Below are 20,072 nucleotides of genomic sequence, written 5' to 3' on the forward strand. Positions count from 1 at the left end.
GAGGTTGCAATGAAAAAACTAACCATCCTCGTAGTGCTGATCGTATTGTCAGGGTGCGCCAGCAAGAAGCCTAAACTGTCTCAGGAAGAATTAAGGAAAATTCGTACGCAGCCAGTTGTTTTTGACATCAGACAACCAGAAGGAACCGCCCAAAAGCAACCTATCGAACACAACGGAACGATCAACATTACCAAACACTCACAGACAGCCGAAGAGAAAAAACAAGCAAAGCTCAAAAGCCGCCAGCAGGTTAATGAAGGATTGGACACTATCATTTACACGATACTTGCGAACTAAAATGAGCTACGCCATTGCTCCCATGTCAGTTCAGGCTGATATTGCGGGAATAAATATGCTTGTGGGTCCTGCCAATAAGTAGGGTTTGCAGAGATCATGTTTCCCTGTGCGTACTCTGAATAATCACTAGGGGTTGCCAGCTGTTCAGCCCTTCCCAACATTGATGTGTATACGTCTTCATTCAGTCCATTGACTTTGCCATCAAAAGCCATGTCAAAAAGCGACTGTCCACCGGGGGCAAGCCCAATCCTTTCAAGGTCCCTTGCATACTGATAGGTATCAACCATTCCGCCTACGGGACTGAATCCAGCTGCCATTGTGTAAGCTTGTGGGTCCTGAGCAAGCATTGCTCCTTTCTTGAGAGCACCCGCACCTTTCACTCCGTAATTGTTTGGATTTTGAGCAGCTGCTACCTGTAGGCCTCCAGTTGCGACTTGTCCCAGAATCTGACCACCGAGTCCAGCGACAAGACCACCCACTCCCGGTGCAAAATTTGATAGTGGCCCAGACACGCCAACGAACTTGCCTTTATTGGTTAGCTGCGGGTTTCCATAGTCGTCATATTCAACCAAGCCTTTCTGAGAATATTCTCTCATTAGTCCGGGCTGTGTTTCCACTTTGTCTGGCTCCCCGCCAAATAACCCCAAAAGGCTGTCCATAAAACCTGCTGGCTCATGGGCAGTAGCAAGGCTTGTGGTGTCAAATTCATACTTGTCACGCAGGGTTTCAAGGTCGCCGTAGTTAACTGCGTCAGCAATTCCCTGCCTGATTCCCCGAACTGTTCCAACGTCCAAGGGGTTCACCTCAGGCAAATTAGCATCCATGAAGCCCTGTCGAGCCTGATACTCACGATTCAGCCTGTCGTTTCTCTGCGCCACATTGAAGGCTGTCTTTTCCCTCGCATACGCCTGCGGATTCCGAAAACCGAAAGGGGTAGCCATGTACCCGCCAAAATCGTTTTCCTTTCCCGGCCTAGTACTAACCTCATGCCATCCATCAAACGGGTTCCATGTGGTTTGTGATGCGTAATGTCCTTCACCCTGCCCGGAATCGTAGTTGCTGGGAGTCCCTGCCGCGTTTTTCCAGCCTCCGCGCACACCCGCTTCATGGGCGTCCATCTTGCCGACATTGTTCTTGCCGTGCTTGCTGTTATGAGCATTGGCACCAGTGCCGATTGAATCAAGGCCCTGACTGCCTGCCCCGCCGTAGCTGCTATTTCCAAATCCCATTTTACACCTCTCTTGCGCTGGCGTTCAGCGAGTTGATAGCCACCCTGCACCCGCTGTGCGTTCTGATCTGAAACATTAAACCTTTACCGCGAAACTTGCTGCGGCACACATCCTGCCCCGTTGTTGAGGAATCGAGGCCATACGTTGCATCAACAACGCTGGTGTCAGCGTCATAAAGTTCCTGCTGTGCTGATCCGCTCACAGTCTTGAAAGTCTGCAACAGAACCTTATTCTCAGCATTCCCCGCGTAGACTTCCAGATTGTAGAATCCAGATGTGATGTAATCGACGTTTACTTTGGCTCCGGGCTCAAGGAACAAGTCCTTGCCTCTGGCAGATTCAAAAAGCTTGAACCGGACCACACCCCAAAGTTCACGCGCATCACCGGGGGCAACTTCGTCAGTGCCTGCGGTGTGCATTTCGTACAGGTAGCCGGATTCTCCACCGAGGTAGATTTTCCCGTCTGACTCACAAACGCAGTTGATTCCCTGAAAGTCTGCAGCCTCCCATTCAGTGAATCCATGCCGGGGGTTGAACAGGTGAAATTCTTTGAGGCCACCACCTTTGAATATGCAGGCCAGTGCACCAAGTGACGGCACCCACGTTAGCGACACCGTTTCAGCATTACGGCAGAACCTGCGAAACTCTGAGGCCATCACCGCCCCTGTCTCATCAACTGCAACATCGCCGTAAACATCGGTAGGAACCAAGCGGGCAAAGCCGTCAGTATCCACATAGTAAACCGCATTGCCGAGGCTGGTTATTGCATGGGGACCAACTGCGGCATTTTCGGCCGAAAGCGGAATTGACGACCACGCCGAGACATCACCCGCCATGGTCACACCGTACAGCCGCTTTTCGTCGCTGCTGGCCTTGGACACGACCAGCTTGTTGTGAAGGGTCGCAAAACCATTCACCTTGAGGCCGTCACCGTAACCGGCAGGGATTTTAAAGCCCCCGTCTGCTGCGTCCCACTTATCGTGCTGCTCAGCTGCGGACAGGAAATAATAATCCGGCATGTCCTCGGAGTTGGCTACAAGCCGGTTGTTGACCTCTTTCACCGCAGTGGGCTTGCTGGGTGATCCGGCAAGCACGGTTACGCTGGTTCCGTCATACGCTTTCAGGCCTGCACCGCCATCTGCAATGATCAGCTTTGAATTGAAGGTGACCATTTGAGGGGAAGAGCTTTCCAGCGTAGCCACCTCATCCCATGCGTTGCCGTTCAGCTTGTACAATTTACCAGCAGACACGCACATTACGAACTTAAAAGGGGTTGCCCCTGCCATGCCCCCAAAACGGTGCAATGAATCAATTGAACTCGGAAGGGCTGAGGCTGTAGCGCATTTAAAGCCAGGTCGGGTCGACAGCTTGCTTGTGCCGGGGTCATAATAAACGTTGTAGCCGCGGCTAAGGGCTGCATCTGGGATGTTCGCCGCACTTGCGGATTTGTCCACACCCATGGTTGGAGCTAAGGAAAGCTGAACTGCCATGTTTTTTGCCTTGAATTCGGTTTTTGCTGTGATATGATTTAGTCAACAACGGAGAACAAAAATGCAATCGCTGCCAATCAAAGAACTTTCGGAAAGACCGGAACGCGTACTTGTGAAACACTTTAGGCCCGGAGATGTTTTCTATTCAGTCGGTGAAATGGCTGAGATAAAACGTCATGAGGCTGATTTTGATTTCTGGACCACCGTGATTTATGTGGGCCTTGATCATTCAGACCAGCCCATCTTTGTGCACTTCGGTGCAAACCATCCTTGCAGTTCAAAAGAACAGGCTGAGCATTTTTTAAATAAAATCCAAAAGCGGATGAGTGAATCCCAGATTAAAAAGCTCTTCCTAGCTGATATAATTCCTGAAACTCTTCCTCAGAAATAAGCCCTTCCTGATTGCCTTGCGGGACGTATGGAACAGTTGACCTCATGAAGTTGTCAGTTGGTCCGTACTCCCCGCTATTCCACAGAGATTTGAACTGATTCGGGTCCTTGACCGCAATGACGTTGCCGGGGGATTCATCAAAAATGCCATCCCTGACGTTATTGATCAGCATCGCGTCATATTCCGGTTTTCTTGCCTCTGCCGCCAGTTCGTCAAAAAGCTGCGGTGTGTATCTCTGGAATCTTGCATCGTAAATAAATGGATTTTCTGCCCTGACATGACCAGGAATAATCCTTGCCATATAATCCGGGGAAAACTGATCTACGTTTACAATCTGCCTGAACATGTGCTTTGGGTGTTCACCTCTGGCATAATCAGAAGCAATCCGCATTTCGTCAGTCAGCCAAGCCGCCCATCCAAGAGCATCGTCAGCATCGGTGTTTGAACCCGCCTTGCTCACGTCAAAAGCATCAAAAAGGTTGCCGTTGGTGCCGTGTCCAAATGTCGCAGGCCTGCCCGTTTCATCGAGCAAGACCGAATCACGCGCCCACTTTTCAAAATTCGCCATTCGTTCAGGGTGAGCCATGGGTAACCAGTATTCCAGCGGTCCGAACTCCTGCACAGGTGCACGTTTGCCGCCAAAGCTGCCCAACATACCACCAGTATTGAACGGGGTGGACATCATGCCCACGTCCATCAGTGCTGCGGTCACTTCGTCAGGATTGTAGCCGTTGCCCTCATAGGCCGATTGCATAGAGTTGCCGAGGGTCTGCAGACTCTCAAGGGGTGACACGGCATAACGCCCCATCACGCCTGCAGTTGCTCCGGCCATGCCCCCGGCTGTCATTGGTGCGCCACCCTCAACACCTTGGTATCCGGCCTGCGCTCCCTGCATCAAATCTTCAAAAAATCCCATCTACGGCAACCACCCTCTGGACTTCACGACTGTCACTGACTGTGAGCCGTAAGTATTCAAAATATTGTTCTCAAGGTCCTTGAGCAATTCAAGGTCAGCCGCGCTTTCATCCCGGTCAATCTTTCTGGCCCTGAGTGCGGCATATTCCATAATCAATTCATCAAGAACGCCGTTCCAAGGCATCTCCGCTGCATCGGCTTTCAGGGTTTCAAGATCGCAGCCCTTGAAATAGCGAAGCCTGAGCGTGGTTTCTGCCGTGGGTACGCCCTGAATTACGAGGTTAACGCCTTCCAGCATGTATTGGCTGGCCTCCTGAGGACTTGCCGCCGATTCCCATTCTGTTTCACTGACCTTGGTTATCTTGGCCTTAGTGCCAGCATTCCAAAGCCCGATGTCAGTTAGGAATCCGTCCGGCAATGGCTTGGAACTTTCCCCAGAATCAAAAACAAGCTCAGCTTTGTCCTTGAGAAACTGCAAGTCATTGCGCACGCCCACGTGCTGCGCCCTGTTGACGGCCTGCCCGATGAACCGGATCAACTGCGAATCATTCCAGCGAGTATCGAACTCGTCTGAAAGCTCCTGCCGGATATTTGTGATTACTGCTGCTACTGTTGCCATGCTATTTCACGATGATTTTACCGGTGTGTCCGGTGTCGATGTTATTTACGGTTCTGTATTCGGGGTTCTCAGCAAGGAACGCCTTAAGCTCTGTTCCGGTAAGCGGTTCCTCTCGTTCGTCCGCAATGCGCTGCATCTCGAAGAACTCAGCAAGAGGAATCTCACCAATAACCCTTTGATTGCGTCCGTCAGAAAATCCATTGCAGCCGGAAAGCCTTTCAAATCGGGCCTGATCCATCACCGGCACAGCATCATATGAAGTTATTCGGGTAAGGGTGCGGGTCTTCTCGTCAATGTGAATGTCATTTTTGATCATTATTACCTCAAAACGGGGCCACCGAAGCAGCCCCGGCATGTTCAGGAAGTAAGATTATGCCGCTACTTTTACGCGGGTCAGGTTTTCAATGGAGCCAACGGCCTTTTTGCTGCGGCACTGGAGCGTTTTTTCGGTTACCAGCTGGTACTTGTCACCGTCACCGGTCTTTGCCAGAGCTTCACGCTTGAGGCCACGACCTTTGAGAGTCAGCAGCTTAAAAAGAGCCTTGTCATAGATCAGCACACGATCGTACATGGTCCCGGTGACGTCCTTGGCTGCGATGGTACGGGTCGGAATAACAGCCACAACACCGAAGTCGGTTTCAATCAGACGGACAGTCATGACAACCTTTTTGCGGTCTGCGTTAGCGTTAAAGGTCAGGCGTCCGCCGTCAGTGAATGCGCTGATTTTGCGTTTCTGCGCAGGCGGCGCGAGAATGGTGGTCGGGTCTGCGCCTTGCTCCCACATGGATTGAAGAACATCGGTAAGAATGTCCTCAGTAATGTGGTTGGTAGCTGCGGGATTGCCGTCGAAGTTGTAGAAGTTGCCGGTACCCTGCTCGACATGGCCGAAGGCACCAAGCATCTTACGGGCAGTAGCAGCATCACCGGCAACCTTGGTCGCGTTGTTCAGGGCTGCATACTCGGTGTCTTTGGCGATTTCTTTGGTTTTTTTGCCGGACTGATATTCAAGCTCCTTTTTGCGACCATGAAGCTTGGAGTTTTTCAAGGTGCCGGAAATGAACAGGGCCTTTTTCAGAATCTGGGTGGTATTGCTCAGACGCTCAGGCGGGGTGCACTCTTCTGCATCGGTATCCGCGCCTTCAACGTGTGCGTTTTCACCAGCGTCTGCAAGATCATCTTCCAGCCAGTCAGGGGTGGTGGTTTCACAGCTACCCTTGCCGATGGAAGAGATAAAAGGGGTCTTGTCCGGGGCCAAGTTGGTAATAAGCTCGTCCACCTCATCAACAATAGATTTATCGTAGTTGGTGGAATAGGTAACGGTTCTTACGTCTGCCATGTGTTACATCCTGTAAATGCTCCGCACTTCCTGTGCAGAGGTTGAAAATTAACCTTCCTGAAAATCAAACAGCTGTCCGGCTGCGTGCAGGTCGCCACCGTAAGCTTTCTCACGCACTGCGGCTGCTCTTGCTTTCATATCCGCCTGCTGGAGCGGAACTTCTCCGCCTCCCCCCTCAAGTACGGGAGCTACAGCGGTGACAGATCGGGTTTGTGGCATGTCCTGGCCCTGCTTGGCACCTTGCTGCCCCCCTCCCGCCGGAACCTGAGCCTGTGGCGTCCGGGGCTGCTGTGTCTGTCGAGCTGCTGCCAACCTTGCGCGAGTTTGGGCGTAAGTTGGAAAGAACACAGACGGATCACTGTTAAACTGTGCTCTCAATGCAGAGCCTACAGGGGCAATCTTGCTGAGTTCCGCCATAACCTCACCGCGCATGTCGTCAGCGGCAACCATTCGCTGGGCGTTGCTGACCTTTGCGGCGTAAGTCTGACTCTGCTGGACTCGCGCCTGTTCCTGCTGCTGGTGCTGCATTGCATTAACTGCATTGCGGGTTGCCTGTTCAACAATCGCCTCAACCGGATCGTCAGGCAGCGGCGGTTCCTGCTGCATCTGATTGGGGTACTGTCCCGGCACCTGATCATAACCATGTCCGGGCATCTGTCCGGGGTACTGTGGCTGCTGGAATTGCTGCTGCGGAACCTGCGGATTAAATCCCGCCTGCTGAGGATAGGCCGGATTTCCACCCCAACCATTCGCAAAGGGCTGCACAGAATCAACCTGCATCTGGCCTGCAATAGCTTCCAGCTGCTGCACCCTGCTGCTGTAATTGTGATTCTGTTCAACAATCTGGTTCAGCTGCTCCTGAGTAAGCGTCTGTTCCTGACCTGCTACAACCACCTTGTAGGTCTGCTGAGGCTGTCCCGGCTGTTCGGCTGGCTGCTGTATGGGGGTAAGTACAACCTGCTGCGGATCAGTCTGTGGAATCCCCTGCTGTTCGGACTGCTGCGGTACTGGCTGTTCAGTCTCCGGAGCCTGTCCGGAGGTTGATTCTCCTGCAAGCTCGTCAGCACGGTCAAAAAGCGCACCGATATCAAGCTCGTCTACAGGCTGTTCCTGTGGTGCTGTTTCTGGTGCTGCTTCCTGCTGTACCGGCTGCTGAGGTGCAGTCATTTCAGGAGCAGGAGTGCTTTCAGCCTGTCCGGTCCCCATAGGGTTTCCATTCTGATCGTATTCCATAAAACATACCTTCCTTGGTTATTTCTTAGCCGGGGCTTTCTTAGCCTTAGGTTTTGGTTTCTTTTTTGCCTTGAGCAAGCCGACCTGAGTTTTCAAACTGTGGTTTTCCTTCTCAAGGGCTGTAACCTTCTCTTTCAGGTTCTCACACTCACAGGCCGGAACTGAAACGGTAACTGTTTCAACCTCTCCAGCCTCTTTGAACTCGGTGTGAATTTCTTTCTCAAGCTCTGTAATGCGGACATTTGCCGCTTCAAGCTGCTGGCGATAAACTCCACGCTCGTACTCAGCTTTTGAGAGTTTCTTTTTCAAAGTGGAAATCATCATCCGGCAACCCTCCCTGCCGCTTTAACTGGTTCCCCTGCAAGCTGCTTTTGCGCCGCTTCTCCTTGGTGAGCGTCAAGGCCAATCGTGGCCTTTATATCCTCAAGCAAATCACGCTGTGCCTGCCGGTAACTGAACTGGTCCCGGCGGTCCGCCGCTAGGGATAGGATTTCCCCCTGTAGGGCCTTGTCCATTCGGTCCAAGAGGTCCTGAAAGTACGGGTTGCCCAGCAGGGTTTGGGCCTGCTCTCCCACCTCCATTTGCTGGCGCAGGGCGTCCGGGGACGGCTGGGGGCTGGCTTGCTGCAAGCTGTTGTCGTGCATTCTGTAATTCTCCTGCAAGTTGCTGACACTGCTGTCTGAGTTGTGAAAGTTCGTTAAATTCATCAAGGCTGCACTGGAGCCCGTCAACCGGAGTGTCGAGCAAACGCCCGATTGCTTCCTCAATGGCAAGCAAGTGTTCCGGCTTTGCAAGGCCCATTGGAATAAAGAACTGTGCAACCTTCTGGAAATGACGTTCCAGAATTGCGGCCTGATTCTGTCGATCCTGTGGACCTACTCCGATGTTAACCTTGATGTCGTAATCATCGTTGATGTCGAAATCTCCCGGCTGTATCTGATCTTCCGGTTTAGCTCCGGGCTGAATCAGATTCTCAGGAGGAAATAGCTTGTTGATTTCAACGCAGTCCCTGTAGACCTCTTCCATGGTGTCCGCCAGAACGTCCGCGTTAAATTTCTGCCGTTGCTGTCCAGCCCCTTGAAGAGCCATAACCCCGGTTGCGGTCTTGCCGTATGAGTTGTCGTCAATGCCCTGATTCAACGAAGACACGCCGGTCTTGCGCTCTGATCCGAGACGCACGGCCTCTTTCGCCTCCAGAAGGATACCCCCCGGCTGCTTCGGCCTGACTTCCTTGAACTTGTCGAAAGCCTGCGAAAGGATCACGTCACCGATTTGTCGGCCTGCCCATTGTTTCGCGAACTCCGGGTCACTGGTAATGATGTTGCCATACGCGCTGTCAGCTGCTGCATCCACAAGGATACGTTGCAGGTTTGTAAGCTCCATCTGGTCGTCCCGAAGGACCAACGGCATGGGCTTAGCTTCAAAGCGGTGCGCAATTTCGTAGAGTCTGCCCACCCTGAAAGGTGGTCGCTTGTAGGGGTTTTCCTCAAGCTGCAAGACCACATCACCGCAAATGGTCGCAATCACCGGCTCCAGCAGGCCGTCAGCGTCAATGTCCATGCGCAGGTAACATTCCCAGACATAGACCTCAGAGTTGGGGCTGATCGGCTTGTCTTCCTCGGCAGTCCCGATTGCAAGGTCCCCGGCATCATCAATGGTCAGGTCGTCCACCTCGTACATGGCGTGGACTTCCTCATAAACTTCGTTGTTCTCCTGACCTTCTTGCAGATGCTTTTGCACCTTCCGGTGGCTACCTTTGGCATAGCGTCCGGTCAGTTCCCCGCGCCTGATTTCGTGCAAGGTTTTCTTTTTCCGGTGAGCAACAAAGGGGTTGGTGTCGAGGTCTTTATGCCCCGGCACATAGTAAAATTCGGTAGCCGGGACGCACTCAACGCAAGGCCCTGCGTACTTGATCGCCCTGCGAACTGCCTTGACTCCCTCGTAATGGATTTCAACGCTGGTCTGAGGCCCGCCGTTCATCATCCAAAACATGGGATCAACCGGCACTTCGGTTTCAACTTCCTTATACTTGGTCAGCTGAATGTCCGGCCTGTTAACCAGCTGCTCCATTTCATCAAGACTCAGCCGGTCATAGCGCAGAGTTTCAAGGTCGAAATCTGTCTTGTGATAAACCTTGAAAACGCCAAGGTGATACAGCAGCGTGTCATGCAACCAAGACCGGATTTCACGCTTGCCTTTGTTCTTCCGGAATATCTGGAAACGGACCGCCTTTTTGATTCGCTTGGCCCGTTCATGGTCGTCCATTTTAATCTCAGCAAAATCAGGGTGAGCAAAGATCGAGGACAGCCCCGGCTTCATCCACTCCACTGCATCCCAGACAACCGAAGCAACGGCGTGTGACCATCCGGCCTGCTCGTTGCCCAGCTTTTCCATGTGATAGAGGTCTGAACACTTCTTGCGCTGCTCTGAAAGCTGCTCTTGCCAACGCTCCGCCGAGGTCTGCAAAGGCCCGATAAGCCTGATCACTTCGGAATCTTTTATTTTAATATCTTTAGCCATTACGCGCACACTCTCGGAGTTTTCTTGATCTGTTCAAAGGTCTGCTTCATTGCTGCCGCCCCGCCATGAAGAGACAAGCCAAGAGCGTCTGCCAAGTTCGGGGATTTCCCGCCATTCTCGACCTTTTTCATTTCTCTTTTCCCCATCACCTTGATTTTGCTGGACGGGGTAAAATCGTATTTAACGTTGGATAACTCTGCTTTGAGCTTGTCGGTCAGCATCAAGTCAGAAGGGATGCTGTTTTGCTTCTCTTCAAACCATTCGCGGACCTTCCACCATATTTCATCACGAAGCCTTGCAAACCTTTCGTCAGCACTGGCCTTTTCAGCTACGTTGACACTCTGAACCGTTAGATTCGGGAACAGCCTTCGCAGAGACTGAAACGCACCCTGCCCCCAACCGATTCCGTCAACCATGACCGTGTAGCACTGGTGCTTCATCATGTGCTTGTAGGCCCAGCCTGCAATCTTGTCGTAGTCGTCAAGTCTGACTTCTTCGATTGCGACAATCTTTCCACCTTTTCGGATCAACAAAGCGGTGGGGTCACCGGTAAGGGACAAACCCACGTCAAGCCCTGCAACCGCCGGGGCTTTCCGGTAAGCAATCGGCCTATCAATGGCTAAGTCAATCAAGGTCAGGGGAATAAGAATGTCGTCAGAACTGGCCTGAAAATCGACAAAGTATTCCTGTTTGACCAGAGCCGGGGAACGTCCACTTGCAAGCTCTTCGTCAATCTGTTCAGGGGTCAAAACGCCGGTAACGTTAAGCCCGCTTTCGCCTTGAGGGTTAAATTCAGGGTGATAACAAGCAGCCAGCCGCTCACAATACCAGTTCGGGTTTTTCAATGCCGATTGGTACAAATCCCAGCCGTGGTTCATTCCACGAGGGGTAAAGTTGAAAGCCGCCCAGCCGTTGTTCTCCCGCAGGATCGGGGACACATAGTCCCATGCTTGCGGGTCCTGTAGGCTGTACTCTGAAAAGATGCACCCTACAGGGTTGGTACCGACTACTGCGTCAATGTCGTCCGTGCCGATGATCTGGAGCAAAGAGCCGTTGACCAACTTGATATACATGTCGGTGCTGTTCGGCTTCCCGTCGATCAACGCTTTCGGAATGTATGAAAGAAACGGCCTACCGTTGCCGTCAATCCCGTTCCAAATGACTTTTTTGCCCTGCTTATAGTAGGGGAAGAAGTAATAATAAGAGCCAACACGTTTGAAGGCTTCGCAAATCAACAGGTTCCATTCGGTCAGGTCCTTACCGGCACGCCTGTGCCACACCGAAACCGCACGTTTCCCGCCGTTTGCAATGTAATTCCACTTTGGAATCTGGTAAGCACGAGGAATGAAACCATAAGGTATGGTTATCTCTTGCTTCTTTGCCAAGGCTGCAAATCCTATGCATTAGGGACGTACTGTCCCGCCTGTGATTATGGTTTAAAATTGGTGCTCTTGCTTGGACTTGAACCAAGGGCCTCACGCTTATCAGGCGTGCGCTCTGACCTACTGAGCTACAAGAGCATGGTCGCTGTGCTGGGACTTGAACCCAGAACTTTCCGGTTATGAGCCGGATTCTCTGCCTATTGAGGTACACAGCAGGAAAATTTGGCAAGAGAGGCAGGATTCGAACCTGCGCATATCGGGGCCAAAACCCGACGCCTTACCGCTTGACTACTCTCTCACTTGGTACGGGCAGACAGATTCGAACTGTCGATTTCTGGTTCCCAAAACCAGAGCCTTCCCACTAGGCCATACCCGTAGAAATTTGGCGGAAAGTAAAGGAGCCGAACCCTCACGGCTCTACCGTGACACGGCTTTCAAAACCGCTTGTGCACCTATGCACGTTACCTTCCAATTGGTGTGACAGAGGGGAATTGACCCCCTGATGCATGGGCCACAACCATGCGCGTTAACCACTTCGCCACTGCCACCATATGGAGCCGGAAACAGGACTTGAACCTGCAACAAACCGCTTACAAGGCGGCTGCTCTCCCATTGAGCTATTCCGGCTTAAACTGGATGATCTTCAAAAACCAAAAATTGTGTTTGTTCATGAAGCAAAGCCCCACCGGAAAGGTAGAAAGCCTTAGGCTTTGGAATCCGCAATACATCCAGCACAGAAAGTAGACGTCTTGCCATTTCTTTCGCCATCAAGACGCTTTGAGCCTCCAACACAACAGATCTTCCGGGATGCTTGGATATCTCTAAAGCAGCTTTCAGGAGAACCCTGTTCGTTCGCCCTGTGCCACGCGACTCAAGGTCCCAATGGGCGTAACCTTCTTTGATTAGCCGTTCTTTTTGCTCGTTGAGGGCTGCAAAATATTCTTCCTCATCCACTCCGCCTTGGATTTCGATTCTATTCAAAACAACTCCTTAGCTTCCTACCCTAGCCACGCCACCAGCATAGCAACAGCTACGAGGGCCAGCAGGTCAGTTAATGGGAAATAAAAATAATCTGAAAACTTCATGTAAACACGTCTTTCCTGTTCTTTGGCGGAACACGACCACACTTCTATCGCTTTCCGTTGCCATATCCATCATTGCAAGCTGGTACTTTTGGGGCTTGGGCAAGCCGTCCCTTTTTATCCGCTCTAAAATTTTTCAGCTTCTGTCTGAGCCATATGGGCCCCTTTTGTGTGCGTATGGTTAGTGTGTGGTAGGTGTAGATAAACTCGACGGGGTATGGGACCCTGAGCGGGTAGTCGACCTGCAGCCAGCCCCAGCCCTTCCATGCCCCGGCATCCCTCGGCATTCACCACAGAATCCATCAAGCCTTGCTCAGCCCCTTGTTTCCAAGCCTTGCCACTATCAACCCTTCCTATGTTGCCCCCATCAATTCAGGGTAAGGGGTGAGCAGAAAGGTGAACGCGCCTACTCTTCAACCTCGTAAGCGCCTTGAACCGTTACAGTTTCAATGGCTTGTCCACTGGATACAGAATCCACTGGTTGTGTTTGAGCCGCTATTTGCTGCACCTGTTCAGGTTGTCCGAATGCGGCAATGTTCACAGTTACGCCGCTGTTTTTGTTGTCTATTTCCTGCCTGTCGATCCAGCCGCAGTTGTTCTTTAAGTGGAATATCTTGCCTACAGGGTTACCAGTACCGTCAATTAGGCCTCGTTCAATGTGCGCCTCGATCCGTGCCTTAGCTCTTTTGACGGCGTACACAAATTCCTGTCGAACCTGTTCACAGTCCCCCCTCTCTCCTCGCTCATAATTCAACAATCCCTGTCTGCTAGAGAATCCAAGGGCAAGTGCTAGCTCTGTCACCGTAGGCGTCACCTTCTCCACTTTGCACTCGTCAAAATAGTGGTCTATCGCTTCCTGCATCTGCTCTGCGTTCTCGTAAGCTAGAGGCCTGCCTATTTTCGCCATGTTCTGCCCTTTTAATCCTGTCGTAGCTGATAGTTTTGAGAATCGAGTTCCAGTTATCGTGGTCAAGGTCCCGTCTTTCAGGTCCGTCCTTGAAATGGTGTTTACGAGGGCGGTAGTTCAGCACGTTCCAAATCGCCTTGATTAGGTCGCCGGTCCACTTTGCCGAGCTATTGCGGTTCCCTCTTATTGGTTCAGGTGCCAATATGACACCATCTATGAAATCCGATGGAAGCGGGTAAAGTTCATATTGAGTGCTAACGTTTGGCTTTCCTGAGTATGAAAGGAACTGTGCTTCCTTGAGTTCTGCTAGGGTTCGAAATGCTGTTCGCCTTGACATCCCAGCCCGTTCAGCAATTGATTCCACTGAAGGGTTGCATAGCCCCGTCTTGTCATTTCTGAATGAGACAAGGGCATGTAAAAGAGCCTTGTGTGGAGCTTTGAGCCTTACATCCAGATTGATTGCATTTATGAGATTGTAGTTTCTTTGGGGATTAGTTTGCTGAGGCATTTGGGACAAATATAATAAGGGTTTCCCTTGTGTTTGTCGGGCCTCACCTCTGCCCACCCCTTAAGCTCTGGAAGCAATCCGGGGGTTCCGTACTGAGAACCGTATTCGTCTTTTGCTCCACACCCAGCATCACAGGTAACAGTGGTCACAAAAACCTCTACCTCAACCGTTTTTTTTCTCTTTGACTCTTTAATCATGTCTAAATCCTTCAAACGCGGGAGCCACGAACAAGAAAGCCCGCAGCCCCCACAACAGGAGGGTTATTTGAATACGTCATAGGCCACGCGGACAAGCAGCCCCAGCACTACAGCCGCTGTTCCCCAGACGGCACGCTCTAGGTTTTTCAGCTTCTCGGCATGGGTGTGGCATTTCCTGTCTTCGTTAATGCCTTTAATGTCTTCTTGGATGGACTTGACCCGCTCATCAATGCGAATCAGTAGGTCGTGAGAGTCCGTTTGTTTTTCATCCGCCACCCTGCCCCCTTATGCTTTAAGGTCCGGCAGGCGTTCAATTGCGGCTGCTTTCTTCTGGAGTGCGCCGAGGCCTTGAACTTTATAGCCCGCGTTGGTGAGCTTAAGGCCACCGGTCACAATCACATCCACGATAGGCGCAAGGGCCATTGCAGGGGTTCCGGTTGTAATCAGTCCGTAAATCACGCCAGCTGCATCACCGTATGCCTGTGCTGTTTCGTCTGAAATTTCGAAGTCCTCAAAGTTCATTTATTCCTGCCTTTTAATTTTGGCCCAGAGGTCAAGAGCCTTGGCCCAGATTTCAGCGAAAATCGCCTTCTGATCCCGGTATACAATTCGTGCGTCTTCGGTCAGTGTCGCGTTCTGGCTGTCGGCTGCGGTCTTCCACGCTTCTGCCGACTTTGCCAGCAGCACAACAGACGGCTTGGCAATGTTCATGGCCTGCACAAACGGCACGGCTTTCTTTCTATGGGTTGCGTTGAAATTCGGCACGGCTTCCAGATACGCAAAGTGAGTTGCGTTGTAGGCACTGAGCATCATGTTGCTGTACTCGACGGCCTGATCTTCTGCGGGAAGGTTGGAAAGCCTCTTAAAAGCACAGCCGGGAATCATGGCAAACGCCAGCAGCAGACAAAGAAAACAGAGATTAGCTTTTCGCATTATTTAGGCTCCTTGTGGGGGTCTTTATTTTGAGCATTCATGATGTTGCCGCCGATTGCGTCTAGCAGCTTGTACAGAGACTTAAAGAATGCATCGTCCTTGGGGGTTTTGGTAAAAGCAGAAGCCCACGCACAAGCCCCAGATACAGCAAGGCCGATTTGAATGATCTGACCTACTTCCATGTTGATCATCTCCAGTTGGTTGTCGGTTACCTTTTCAAAAAATCTTCACGTAAATACTTTCATAGAACAGACAGAAACGGTCTACAGCTTCCCTCAACCGGCATTTGACATGCAGCGGGTTCAGGTGATGGCGCAGGCGGTCTTTAAGGGTTGGTTTCATAGTGCATCCCGTCCATTTCGTCGTGATCGAGTTCGTATGATTCCTGAATCTCTTCCCACTCGCGGAAAGCTTCGGAATTGAACCCGCCCTCGATGGCCTCGCAGACTGTTTTGGTTTCGTCGTTCGTCATGGGGCGTTTATAGGGAAAAACCTGTTAATTCTGTAAGCTCTTGGCCTTTACAAGTTTACATTTTGGATTTCAGGGCAAAACTAAACAAACATAGATTGACCTTGAGGAAACTTAATCCATGCGATAACTAAGCAAAACAAGGAGGTGTTATGAGAAATATACTAGTACCAATCATGATGCTGGTGCTTTTGTCCTGCTCCCCGGCTCTGGCATGGGACGGGTATGACTATGAATCAGGAAGCAATATTGAAATAGACAGCGGCAACTTGGTTAGAAGTGGTAACGACATAGAAATTTATGATTATGGAGCTGGCGAATACAAAGACGTTGAGGTCCAATCTATTTATGATTATGGAGGATCGACTGTTATTGAAGTTTACGACTATGATTCAGGCGAATATAGGGAACTTGAAATGGACAACTAAGCACGAAAAAGCCCCGCCTTCTGCACGAGAAAGCGGGGCATATTTAATGCTCACGGTTTATGATGCGGTTCACCCACACCCTTGATAGTCCAACTCTTTTAGCTATTGTTTCTTGCGTTAATCCATCCTTAAAATAGAGCTTCTTAATTCGCTTGTTGCGTTCAACCCTCATGTCTGGTGGGGGCGTTGGCAACGTTTTACCTTCATGCTCCCGGCAGATTTCACGGGCTTTTTTTTCTCCTACAACAAGCCTTAAGTCCTCAAACTCTACATTGCCCTGACCACAATCTCCGCTGGACCGTTCCATGATTTTGTGGCCTCCATAAGCTCGTTGAAAGCTATGCGACTGTTAAGAACCGCTCGTTTCCCTTCAAGGAATCCGGGCTTGGTCCCAACCAGTGGGCAACCTTCTGTGTCATTAACCGTGTTGCCCTTGTGGATTCGTACATAAGTCCTGTGGGGAACGCCCTTAATCGTCCACAACTTGCGTTTTTTGGATGGCGAATACTCAAGGGCCAAGGGGTAACGGCCCACAGGAATGCAGGAAACGTTTTCCTGATTATCGCGCCAAGGTTCCTCAAGGGTCCAACAAACAGACTCACCGTTGATTTTCAGCACCCCGATTGTAACTTTACCTGTCTGCTCAACGCGGATCAGTTCCAGCTTATGCACTTTTGTGCTTCCATTCTTTTCCTTCGCACTCAATGGGAAAACCTCCGTTTGCCATGATCATTTCGCCGTCCTCGACCTCAAGGGCTAAATCCTGAGAAGTGCAATAAGCAATGTCCGGCTCAACAAGGCCGTGTTCGCACTTAACGCACCGATCATATTGTGTTTCAGGCTTCGGTGGCGGATTAAAGCCCATGCTCTTAAGCATTTTTGTTTGCCTGCTCATCAATCAGGCCCTCCAGCCGCTTAAGCTTATACGCCTTGCGTTCGTGCACGGCCTGTTCAAATGCTTCCTGTCCATCAGGGTAAAGCAGTGCAAGGCGTTCATTGGTGATTTCAACGTCTGCGGTTTCGTCAATCACGTCCGCCCATTCAGTTTCACACCGCCCGTCAGTGGTTGCCAATTTCGCGCAAGCTGCTGCAAGCTCGGCGGCTTCTTCGGATGCTTTTACGATGGTTCGGTTGGGTCCGAATTCGCGGTTAGCCATATCAAGGATGGAGGCAGACGGAGCCGGGGAAATGTTCGGCTCAACCGTCCAGTACACACCGCCCCACAAATATGGAGTTGCTTTGTTGCTCAACTTCCACAATGTCGTTTTGAATATCCACCGAGGCTGAGCATTAAGCTGCTTGCTTTCGCCTTTGATCTCCCAAACACCGCCATTAAGGACCGGCTTTTCTGCGCATATCGCTGCGCCGTTCTTGTCCTTGCACATCCAAGGATAGTTACTCATCCCCACCCCCAGCAACAAAATCCATCATGTTCCCGCCGTCCTCGATGTAGTCGGGGTTTTCCTCAACGTGCGCAGCGTATTTCTCGTACTGACGTCTGTTGAATCGGTTGCCGTATACGCTCTTGCAAGCTTCAATAATCGGTTCTTTCATTTTTACCTTTACTTGATTGCTCCCCGGCTGGTACCGGGGAGGTTATACGTTCCCTGAATAGCTCAGACGTGTTTATGCTTGGCGGCTGGATACGTCTGTGCTGTTCACTCTTCTGGGGCTTGCCATCGTCTCAACCTCTTTCGGTTCAGGGTGATACAAAGCTCTTCCTCTGCTTCTCGGATCAGGTCCGGGCTTTCTTCGTCTTCATCATGCATAGTCGCAAAAAGACCTATGAGCGGAAGACATTAGGTTTGCCTGTTCAACGCCTGAGGCCACAGCCCTTGCAAGGGCGAATGAATGTCCGCCGGCTCTGTCGACTTTAAAGCCCAGCCCAACCCCGTTGGTGTTTGCAATCAGGGTCAAGGTTCTTGCCGCTTTCTCAGCCTTGTCCATAACCCGAATGTTTTTTGCGTATTCAGAGAGCAGATTAATCAACCTCTGCCCGTCCTGCGGGGTGTCCTTTGCCTCAAACTCAACTTTTGCGCCGTCGATTTCTATGATCATTTAATTCTCCGTGGTTTCTACTCAAACCCATTTAAATATGCTTCCCAATAGTCGGGAAAATTGGTGTGCTTCTGCCGTCCGTCATTTTCCGCTTTCTCTATCCTCCGTTCAAACCAGACCTTGCATGCATGTTCGTAGGCTTTCCACATTCCGGGCCAGAGAGACATTGAAAGCTCTCTCTGTGCGATTGCTCCCGGACGCCTGCCTAAAATAAAAGGACAAACAACGCACCCAATTCGGTCAAATCCTCTGTCGTAAAGCTCACAATATGGCAAATTGTACTTTTCAATGAACGCCCAGATATGCCACGAAGTCCAAGCGAAAATTGGTTTGTAAGTTACTCCGCCACCGAACTCGTCTACTCTTGGTCGGGAAGCCCTGCGGCTAGACTCTTCTATTCTTTGCCCCATGATTCGATGCTTAAGAGGAATCTTTTTTCCGGGTTCTTTTTTCAATACATCACAACACCATCGTTGCATTCTCAGGGGGGGTTTTTTTTTGCGGATGCCCTCCCACATTGTCATCTTAGGGCGAAGAAAAACTACGTCTGGATGATAACGCCTAATATACTTTACCAACTCAGGCGGGTCTATTCCTACAGCCGAGTAGTAGGCTGTGAACTTTACTTTAGCCATTATCGCTAAGGCCTTGATGACAATGCTGTCCTTTCCTCCTGAAAAGCCTAAATAATACCCCTCTGGGGGTTCGTGTTTTTTCAGAAAAGCAATGGCCTCAGCAACCATATGTTCAACAGAGAAGAGATTTATTTGACGGCGATCCGCCTTCACCCTTCCCCCTCATGCCCGTCCATATCCTGCATAACCGAGGTCAAAACCGCCTCAACCATGTCGTCGGTCATATCTTCCTTGTCCCGGACAACATCAATGGCAGACTCAATCGCCTTTTTAAGCTGCTGCTGTTTAGCGTTCATTTTCAAACAACTCCTTTTGCGTGTTCAATCACCAGATTGCAGGTTTCCAAATCAAACATACCAATGTGGCAATCCTTAACCGGAATCCCCAACCTGTGCGCCAGCCATGCATATGCACCCTTTCTTGTGCGCTTGCCCTGTCTCCAAAGCGGATCAAAAGCAGCATGAGCCGCGCTTCTTCTGGCCCTAAGTTCTGCATTCGCGAGAGTTCCAAGCGGTGCATCCTTGCTGTTTGGGTGAACCCCGACATATGCATTGCACGGAAGGCACAACCAAAATCTGCGCTTAGCAAGGTCAGGCCTGTGCGGGTAAAGCGTTTCCCCTGTCACAAGTTCGGCCTGCTGTGCGCAGTAGGGGCAAATGACCGTCCTTGCCATTTACAAAGCCCCTTCCCTGTTCAAGGACAGAATTTCATCAGCGGTGAAACCGGCCTCTTTCAGCTGGAGAAGCTTATTCAAGGGAACTCCGCCCTCAGCCTTTGTCGGTTTTTCTTCCACCTCAGGAGGCATGGAAGCAAAGCACCACTGCCTAACAATGATCGTTCCATTGGGTTCAACCACATCGGCACAATTCCCTTGGATGTTGTCGAGCCTGAGCACAACTTCTTTCATTTCTATTTCCTCCCAGCTAACCCCACACTTTAAGATCAAACACCCGCAACCCGACCACTGAGTCGGATTTGATGCACTGGTGTCTTTTCTGTGGGGTTCTCTGCGTTGTTGTTGAGTAAAACGCTATTGCTTGGCCTTGCGTGCCACCTTCAAATGAGCCACACGCTTTTTCTTTTCCGATTCTGAGAGCTTTCGCCCCGTTTTGCCGAACCTGTGAGGATAAAGCAGACAATCCTTGACCTCACACAATCGGACATCGTTGGTGCTGTTCAGTTCTCCGCACTGGAGGCAATACGCCCGGATGGTTTTGAGCGGTGATTTATCGTAGCCTTCCTTGGGCCTCTTGCCTGCCCGGAATATCCACAAGGGGCATTCACTTGCCGGACAATGCTGAACCTCTCGGTTTTGATCTCCGCAGCAATCCACGCACTTAGCCCGGATCGCCTTGAGTGGAGTCAGCTTTTTCATTTTTACCTTTGACCGTTTGACAGTCAGCTGTCATAGGTTTTGTAATAGGTTTATTTTTAGCTACAGCCA

Annotated in this window: 32 protein-coding genes, 6 tRNA genes and 1 pseudogene; 3 read left to right on the top strand and 36 right to left on the bottom strand. The window is 50.9% G+C overall.

Annotated elements, in window-relative coordinates; all coding sequences use genetic code 11:
- Nucleotides 1–9: 9 nt before the first annotated feature.
- Nucleotides 10–297: a hypothetical protein gene (locus ACZ5PW_RS15205; protein WP_464555235.1), complete on the top strand. Its 288-nt coding sequence runs from the start codon at nucleotides 10–12 to the stop codon at nucleotides 295–297.
- On the opposite strand, the gene ACZ5PW_RS15210 is transcribed toward ACZ5PW_RS15205, so the two are convergent.
- On the bottom strand, nucleotides 294–1,526 hold the full coding sequence (locus ACZ5PW_RS15210; protein WP_464555236.1) for a hypothetical protein: 1,233 nt from the start codon (nucleotides 1,524–1,526) through the stop codon (nucleotides 294–296). The two genes, ACZ5PW_RS15205 and ACZ5PW_RS15210, sit on opposite strands and share 4 nt — an antisense overlap.
- 1 nt (nucleotide 1,527) lies before the next feature.
- Complete coding sequence (locus ACZ5PW_RS15215) at nucleotides 1,528–3,015, bottom strand: hypothetical protein (protein WP_464555238.1); 1,488 nt, start codon at nucleotides 3,013–3,015, stop codon at nucleotides 1,528–1,530.
- A 61-nt stretch (nucleotides 3,016–3,076) separates the two neighbouring features.
- On the opposite strand from ACZ5PW_RS15215, the gene ACZ5PW_RS15220 reads away from it, so the two are divergent.
- On the top strand, nucleotides 3,077–3,406 hold the full coding sequence (locus ACZ5PW_RS15220) for a hypothetical protein (protein ID WP_464555240.1): 330 nt from the start codon (nucleotides 3,077–3,079) through the stop codon (nucleotides 3,404–3,406).
- Here ACZ5PW_RS15220 and ACZ5PW_RS15225 read toward each other — a convergent pair.
- The 23 genes and pseudogenes from ACZ5PW_RS15225 to ACZ5PW_RS15335 form a co-directional block, all read right to left on the bottom strand.
- Nucleotides 3,354–4,322 carry an ADP-ribosyltransferase-containing protein gene (locus ACZ5PW_RS15225; RefSeq protein ID WP_464555242.1) on the bottom strand — a complete coding sequence of 323 codons (969 nt, stop codon included), beginning with the start codon at nucleotides 4,320–4,322 and terminating at the stop codon, nucleotides 3,354–3,356. The two genes, ACZ5PW_RS15220 and ACZ5PW_RS15225, sit on opposite strands and share 53 nt — an antisense overlap.
- Entirely contained in the window at nucleotides 4,323–4,940 is a 618-nt protein-coding gene (locus ACZ5PW_RS15230) for a phage adaptor protein (RefSeq protein ID WP_464555244.1), read from the bottom strand.
- Nucleotide 4,941: 1 nt separating this feature from the next.
- Nucleotides 4,942–5,256 (bottom strand): hypothetical protein, encoded by a 315-nt coding sequence (locus tag ACZ5PW_RS15235; protein WP_464555245.1) that lies wholly within the window; start codon nucleotides 5,254–5,256, stop codon nucleotides 4,942–4,944.
- Nucleotides 5,257–5,310: 54 nt separating this feature from the next.
- Complete coding sequence (locus ACZ5PW_RS15240; RefSeq protein WP_464555246.1) at nucleotides 5,311–6,276, bottom strand: SU10 major capsid protein; 966 nt, start codon at nucleotides 6,274–6,276, stop codon at nucleotides 5,311–5,313.
- A gap of 48 nt (nucleotides 6,277–6,324) precedes the next feature.
- Nucleotides 6,325–7,509: a hypothetical protein gene (locus tag ACZ5PW_RS15245; RefSeq protein ID WP_464555248.1), complete on the bottom strand. Its 1,185-nt coding sequence runs from the start codon at nucleotides 7,507–7,509 to the stop codon at nucleotides 6,325–6,327.
- A gap of 18 nt (nucleotides 7,510–7,527) precedes the next feature.
- Nucleotides 7,528–7,833, bottom strand: coding sequence for a hypothetical protein (locus ACZ5PW_RS15250; protein ID WP_464555252.1), 306 nt, complete (start codon nucleotides 7,831–7,833; stop codon nucleotides 7,528–7,530).
- 108 nt (nucleotides 7,834–7,941) lie between these two features.
- Nucleotides 7,942–10,029 carry a portal protein gene (locus ACZ5PW_RS15255; protein ID WP_464555254.1) on the bottom strand — a complete coding sequence of 696 codons (2,088 nt, stop codon included), beginning with the start codon at nucleotides 10,027–10,029 and terminating at the stop codon, nucleotides 7,942–7,944.
- Entirely contained in the window at nucleotides 10,029–11,414 is a 1,386-nt protein-coding gene (locus ACZ5PW_RS15260) for a hypothetical protein (RefSeq protein WP_464555256.1), read from the bottom strand. Before ACZ5PW_RS15260 ends, ACZ5PW_RS15255 begins: the two co-directional genes overlap by 1 nt.
- Before the next feature lie 58 nt (nucleotides 11,415–11,472).
- Nucleotides 11,473–11,549: transfer RNA gene (locus ACZ5PW_RS15265), tRNA-Ile, on the bottom strand.
- Between the two features lies 1 nt (nucleotide 11,550).
- Nucleotides 11,551–11,626: transfer RNA gene (locus ACZ5PW_RS15270), tRNA-Ile, on the bottom strand.
- An 8-nt stretch (nucleotides 11,627–11,634) separates the two neighbouring features.
- A tRNA-Gln gene (locus ACZ5PW_RS15275) sits at nucleotides 11,635–11,709 on the bottom strand.
- A 3-nt stretch (nucleotides 11,710–11,712) separates the two neighbouring features.
- Nucleotides 11,713–11,787, bottom strand: a tRNA-Pro gene (locus ACZ5PW_RS15280).
- Between the two features lie 97 nt (nucleotides 11,788–11,884).
- Nucleotides 11,885–11,959 (bottom strand) — tRNA-His (locus ACZ5PW_RS15285).
- Between the two features lie 4 nt (nucleotides 11,960–11,963).
- A tRNA-Thr gene (locus tag ACZ5PW_RS15290) sits at nucleotides 11,964–12,038 on the bottom strand.
- Nucleotides 12,039–12,392 (bottom strand): hypothetical protein, encoded by a 354-nt coding sequence (locus ACZ5PW_RS15295; protein ID WP_464555258.1) that lies wholly within the window; start codon nucleotides 12,390–12,392, stop codon nucleotides 12,039–12,041.
- A gap of 507 nt (nucleotides 12,393–12,899) precedes the next feature.
- On the bottom strand, nucleotides 12,900–13,466 hold the full coding sequence (locus ACZ5PW_RS15300) for a terminase small subunit (RefSeq protein ID WP_464555261.1): 567 nt from the start codon (nucleotides 13,464–13,466) through the stop codon (nucleotides 12,900–12,902).
- A 277-nt stretch (nucleotides 13,467–13,743) separates the two neighbouring features.
- Nucleotides 13,744–13,908: pseudogene (locus ACZ5PW_RS15305) on the bottom strand (helix-turn-helix domain-containing protein); the annotation flags it as partial.
- Nucleotides 13,866–14,105, bottom strand: a complete 240-nt coding sequence (locus ACZ5PW_RS15310; RefSeq protein WP_464555263.1) for a hypothetical protein — start codon at nucleotides 14,103–14,105, stop codon at nucleotides 13,866–13,868. The pseudogene ACZ5PW_RS15305 and the gene ACZ5PW_RS15310, both read right to left, overlap by 43 nt.
- 63 nt (nucleotides 14,106–14,168) lie before the next feature.
- Entirely contained in the window at nucleotides 14,169–14,381 is a 213-nt protein-coding gene (locus ACZ5PW_RS15315) for a hypothetical protein (RefSeq protein ID WP_464555266.1), read from the bottom strand.
- A gap of 9 nt (nucleotides 14,382–14,390) precedes the next feature.
- Nucleotides 14,391–14,627: a hypothetical protein gene (locus ACZ5PW_RS15320; RefSeq protein ID WP_464555270.1), complete on the bottom strand. Its 237-nt coding sequence runs from the start codon at nucleotides 14,625–14,627 to the stop codon at nucleotides 14,391–14,393.
- Entirely contained in the window at nucleotides 14,628–15,038 is a 411-nt protein-coding gene (locus ACZ5PW_RS15325; protein ID WP_464555273.1) for a hypothetical protein, read from the bottom strand.
- Nucleotides 15,038–15,220, bottom strand: a complete 183-nt coding sequence (locus ACZ5PW_RS15330; RefSeq protein ID WP_464555275.1) for a hypothetical protein — start codon at nucleotides 15,218–15,220, stop codon at nucleotides 15,038–15,040. Before ACZ5PW_RS15330 ends, ACZ5PW_RS15325 begins: the two co-directional genes overlap by 1 nt.
- Before the next feature lie 143 nt (nucleotides 15,221–15,363).
- Nucleotides 15,364–15,510 (bottom strand): hypothetical protein, encoded by a 147-nt coding sequence (locus ACZ5PW_RS15335; protein ID WP_464555277.1) that lies wholly within the window; start codon nucleotides 15,508–15,510, stop codon nucleotides 15,364–15,366.
- 149 nt (nucleotides 15,511–15,659) lie between these two features.
- Between ACZ5PW_RS15335 and ACZ5PW_RS15340 the strand changes: the two genes are divergently transcribed.
- Entirely contained in the window at nucleotides 15,660–15,935 is a 276-nt protein-coding gene (locus ACZ5PW_RS15340; protein ID WP_464555279.1) for a DUF5334 family protein, read from the top strand.
- Nucleotides 15,936–15,978: 43 nt separating this feature from the next.
- Here the strand turns inward: ACZ5PW_RS15340 and ACZ5PW_RS15345 are convergent, their stop codons facing one another.
- From ACZ5PW_RS15345 to ACZ5PW_RS15395, 11 genes are all read right to left on the bottom strand, one after another.
- Nucleotides 15,979–16,242 carry a hypothetical protein gene (locus ACZ5PW_RS15345; protein WP_464555283.1) on the bottom strand — a complete coding sequence of 88 codons (264 nt, stop codon included), beginning with the start codon at nucleotides 16,240–16,242 and terminating at the stop codon, nucleotides 15,979–15,981.
- A complete protein-coding gene (locus tag ACZ5PW_RS15350; RefSeq protein WP_464555286.1) occupies nucleotides 16,203–16,640 on the bottom strand; it encodes a DUF5675 family protein in 438 nt (145 codons plus the stop codon). Before ACZ5PW_RS15350 ends, ACZ5PW_RS15345 begins: the two co-directional genes overlap by 40 nt.
- The gene (locus ACZ5PW_RS15355; RefSeq protein WP_464555291.1) at nucleotides 16,600–16,830 is read right to left on the bottom strand and encodes a hypothetical protein; all 231 of its coding nucleotides are present in this window, start codon (nucleotides 16,828–16,830) and stop codon (nucleotides 16,600–16,602) included. The genes ACZ5PW_RS15350 and ACZ5PW_RS15355 overlap by 41 nt, the downstream gene beginning before the upstream one ends.
- Nucleotides 16,805–17,338 (bottom strand): hypothetical protein, encoded by a 534-nt coding sequence (locus ACZ5PW_RS15360; protein WP_464555293.1) that lies wholly within the window; start codon nucleotides 17,336–17,338, stop codon nucleotides 16,805–16,807. Before ACZ5PW_RS15360 ends, ACZ5PW_RS15355 begins: the two co-directional genes overlap by 26 nt.
- Nucleotides 17,331–17,489, bottom strand: a complete 159-nt coding sequence (locus ACZ5PW_RS15365) for a hypothetical protein (RefSeq protein ID WP_464555298.1) — start codon at nucleotides 17,487–17,489, stop codon at nucleotides 17,331–17,333. The genes ACZ5PW_RS15360 and ACZ5PW_RS15365 overlap by 8 nt, the downstream gene beginning before the upstream one ends.
- 207 nt (nucleotides 17,490–17,696) lie before the next feature.
- Nucleotides 17,697–17,993 carry a hypothetical protein gene (locus ACZ5PW_RS15370; protein ID WP_464555302.1) on the bottom strand — a complete coding sequence of 99 codons (297 nt, stop codon included), beginning with the start codon at nucleotides 17,991–17,993 and terminating at the stop codon, nucleotides 17,697–17,699.
- Between the two features lie 17 nt (nucleotides 17,994–18,010).
- Nucleotides 18,011–18,781 (bottom strand): phosphoadenosine phosphosulfate reductase family protein, encoded by a 771-nt coding sequence (locus ACZ5PW_RS15375; RefSeq protein ID WP_464555305.1) that lies wholly within the window; start codon nucleotides 18,779–18,781, stop codon nucleotides 18,011–18,013.
- Entirely contained in the window at nucleotides 18,778–18,924 is a 147-nt protein-coding gene (locus tag ACZ5PW_RS15380) for a hypothetical protein (RefSeq protein WP_464555307.1), read from the bottom strand. Before ACZ5PW_RS15380 ends, ACZ5PW_RS15375 begins: the two co-directional genes overlap by 4 nt.
- 2 nt (nucleotides 18,925–18,926) lie before the next feature.
- Nucleotides 18,927–19,301 carry a zinc-finger-containing protein gene (locus ACZ5PW_RS15385; protein WP_464555308.1) on the bottom strand — a complete coding sequence of 125 codons (375 nt, stop codon included), beginning with the start codon at nucleotides 19,299–19,301 and terminating at the stop codon, nucleotides 18,927–18,929.
- Nucleotides 19,302–19,535, bottom strand: coding sequence for a hypothetical protein (locus ACZ5PW_RS15390; protein WP_464555310.1), 234 nt, complete (start codon nucleotides 19,533–19,535; stop codon nucleotides 19,302–19,304).
- A 123-nt stretch (nucleotides 19,536–19,658) separates the two neighbouring features.
- Entirely contained in the window at nucleotides 19,659–20,003 is a 345-nt protein-coding gene (locus tag ACZ5PW_RS15395; RefSeq protein WP_464555311.1) for a hypothetical protein, read from the bottom strand.
- Nucleotides 20,004–20,072: the final 69 nt, after the last annotated feature.

Source organism: Maridesulfovibrio salinus (genome assembly GCF_055394525.1).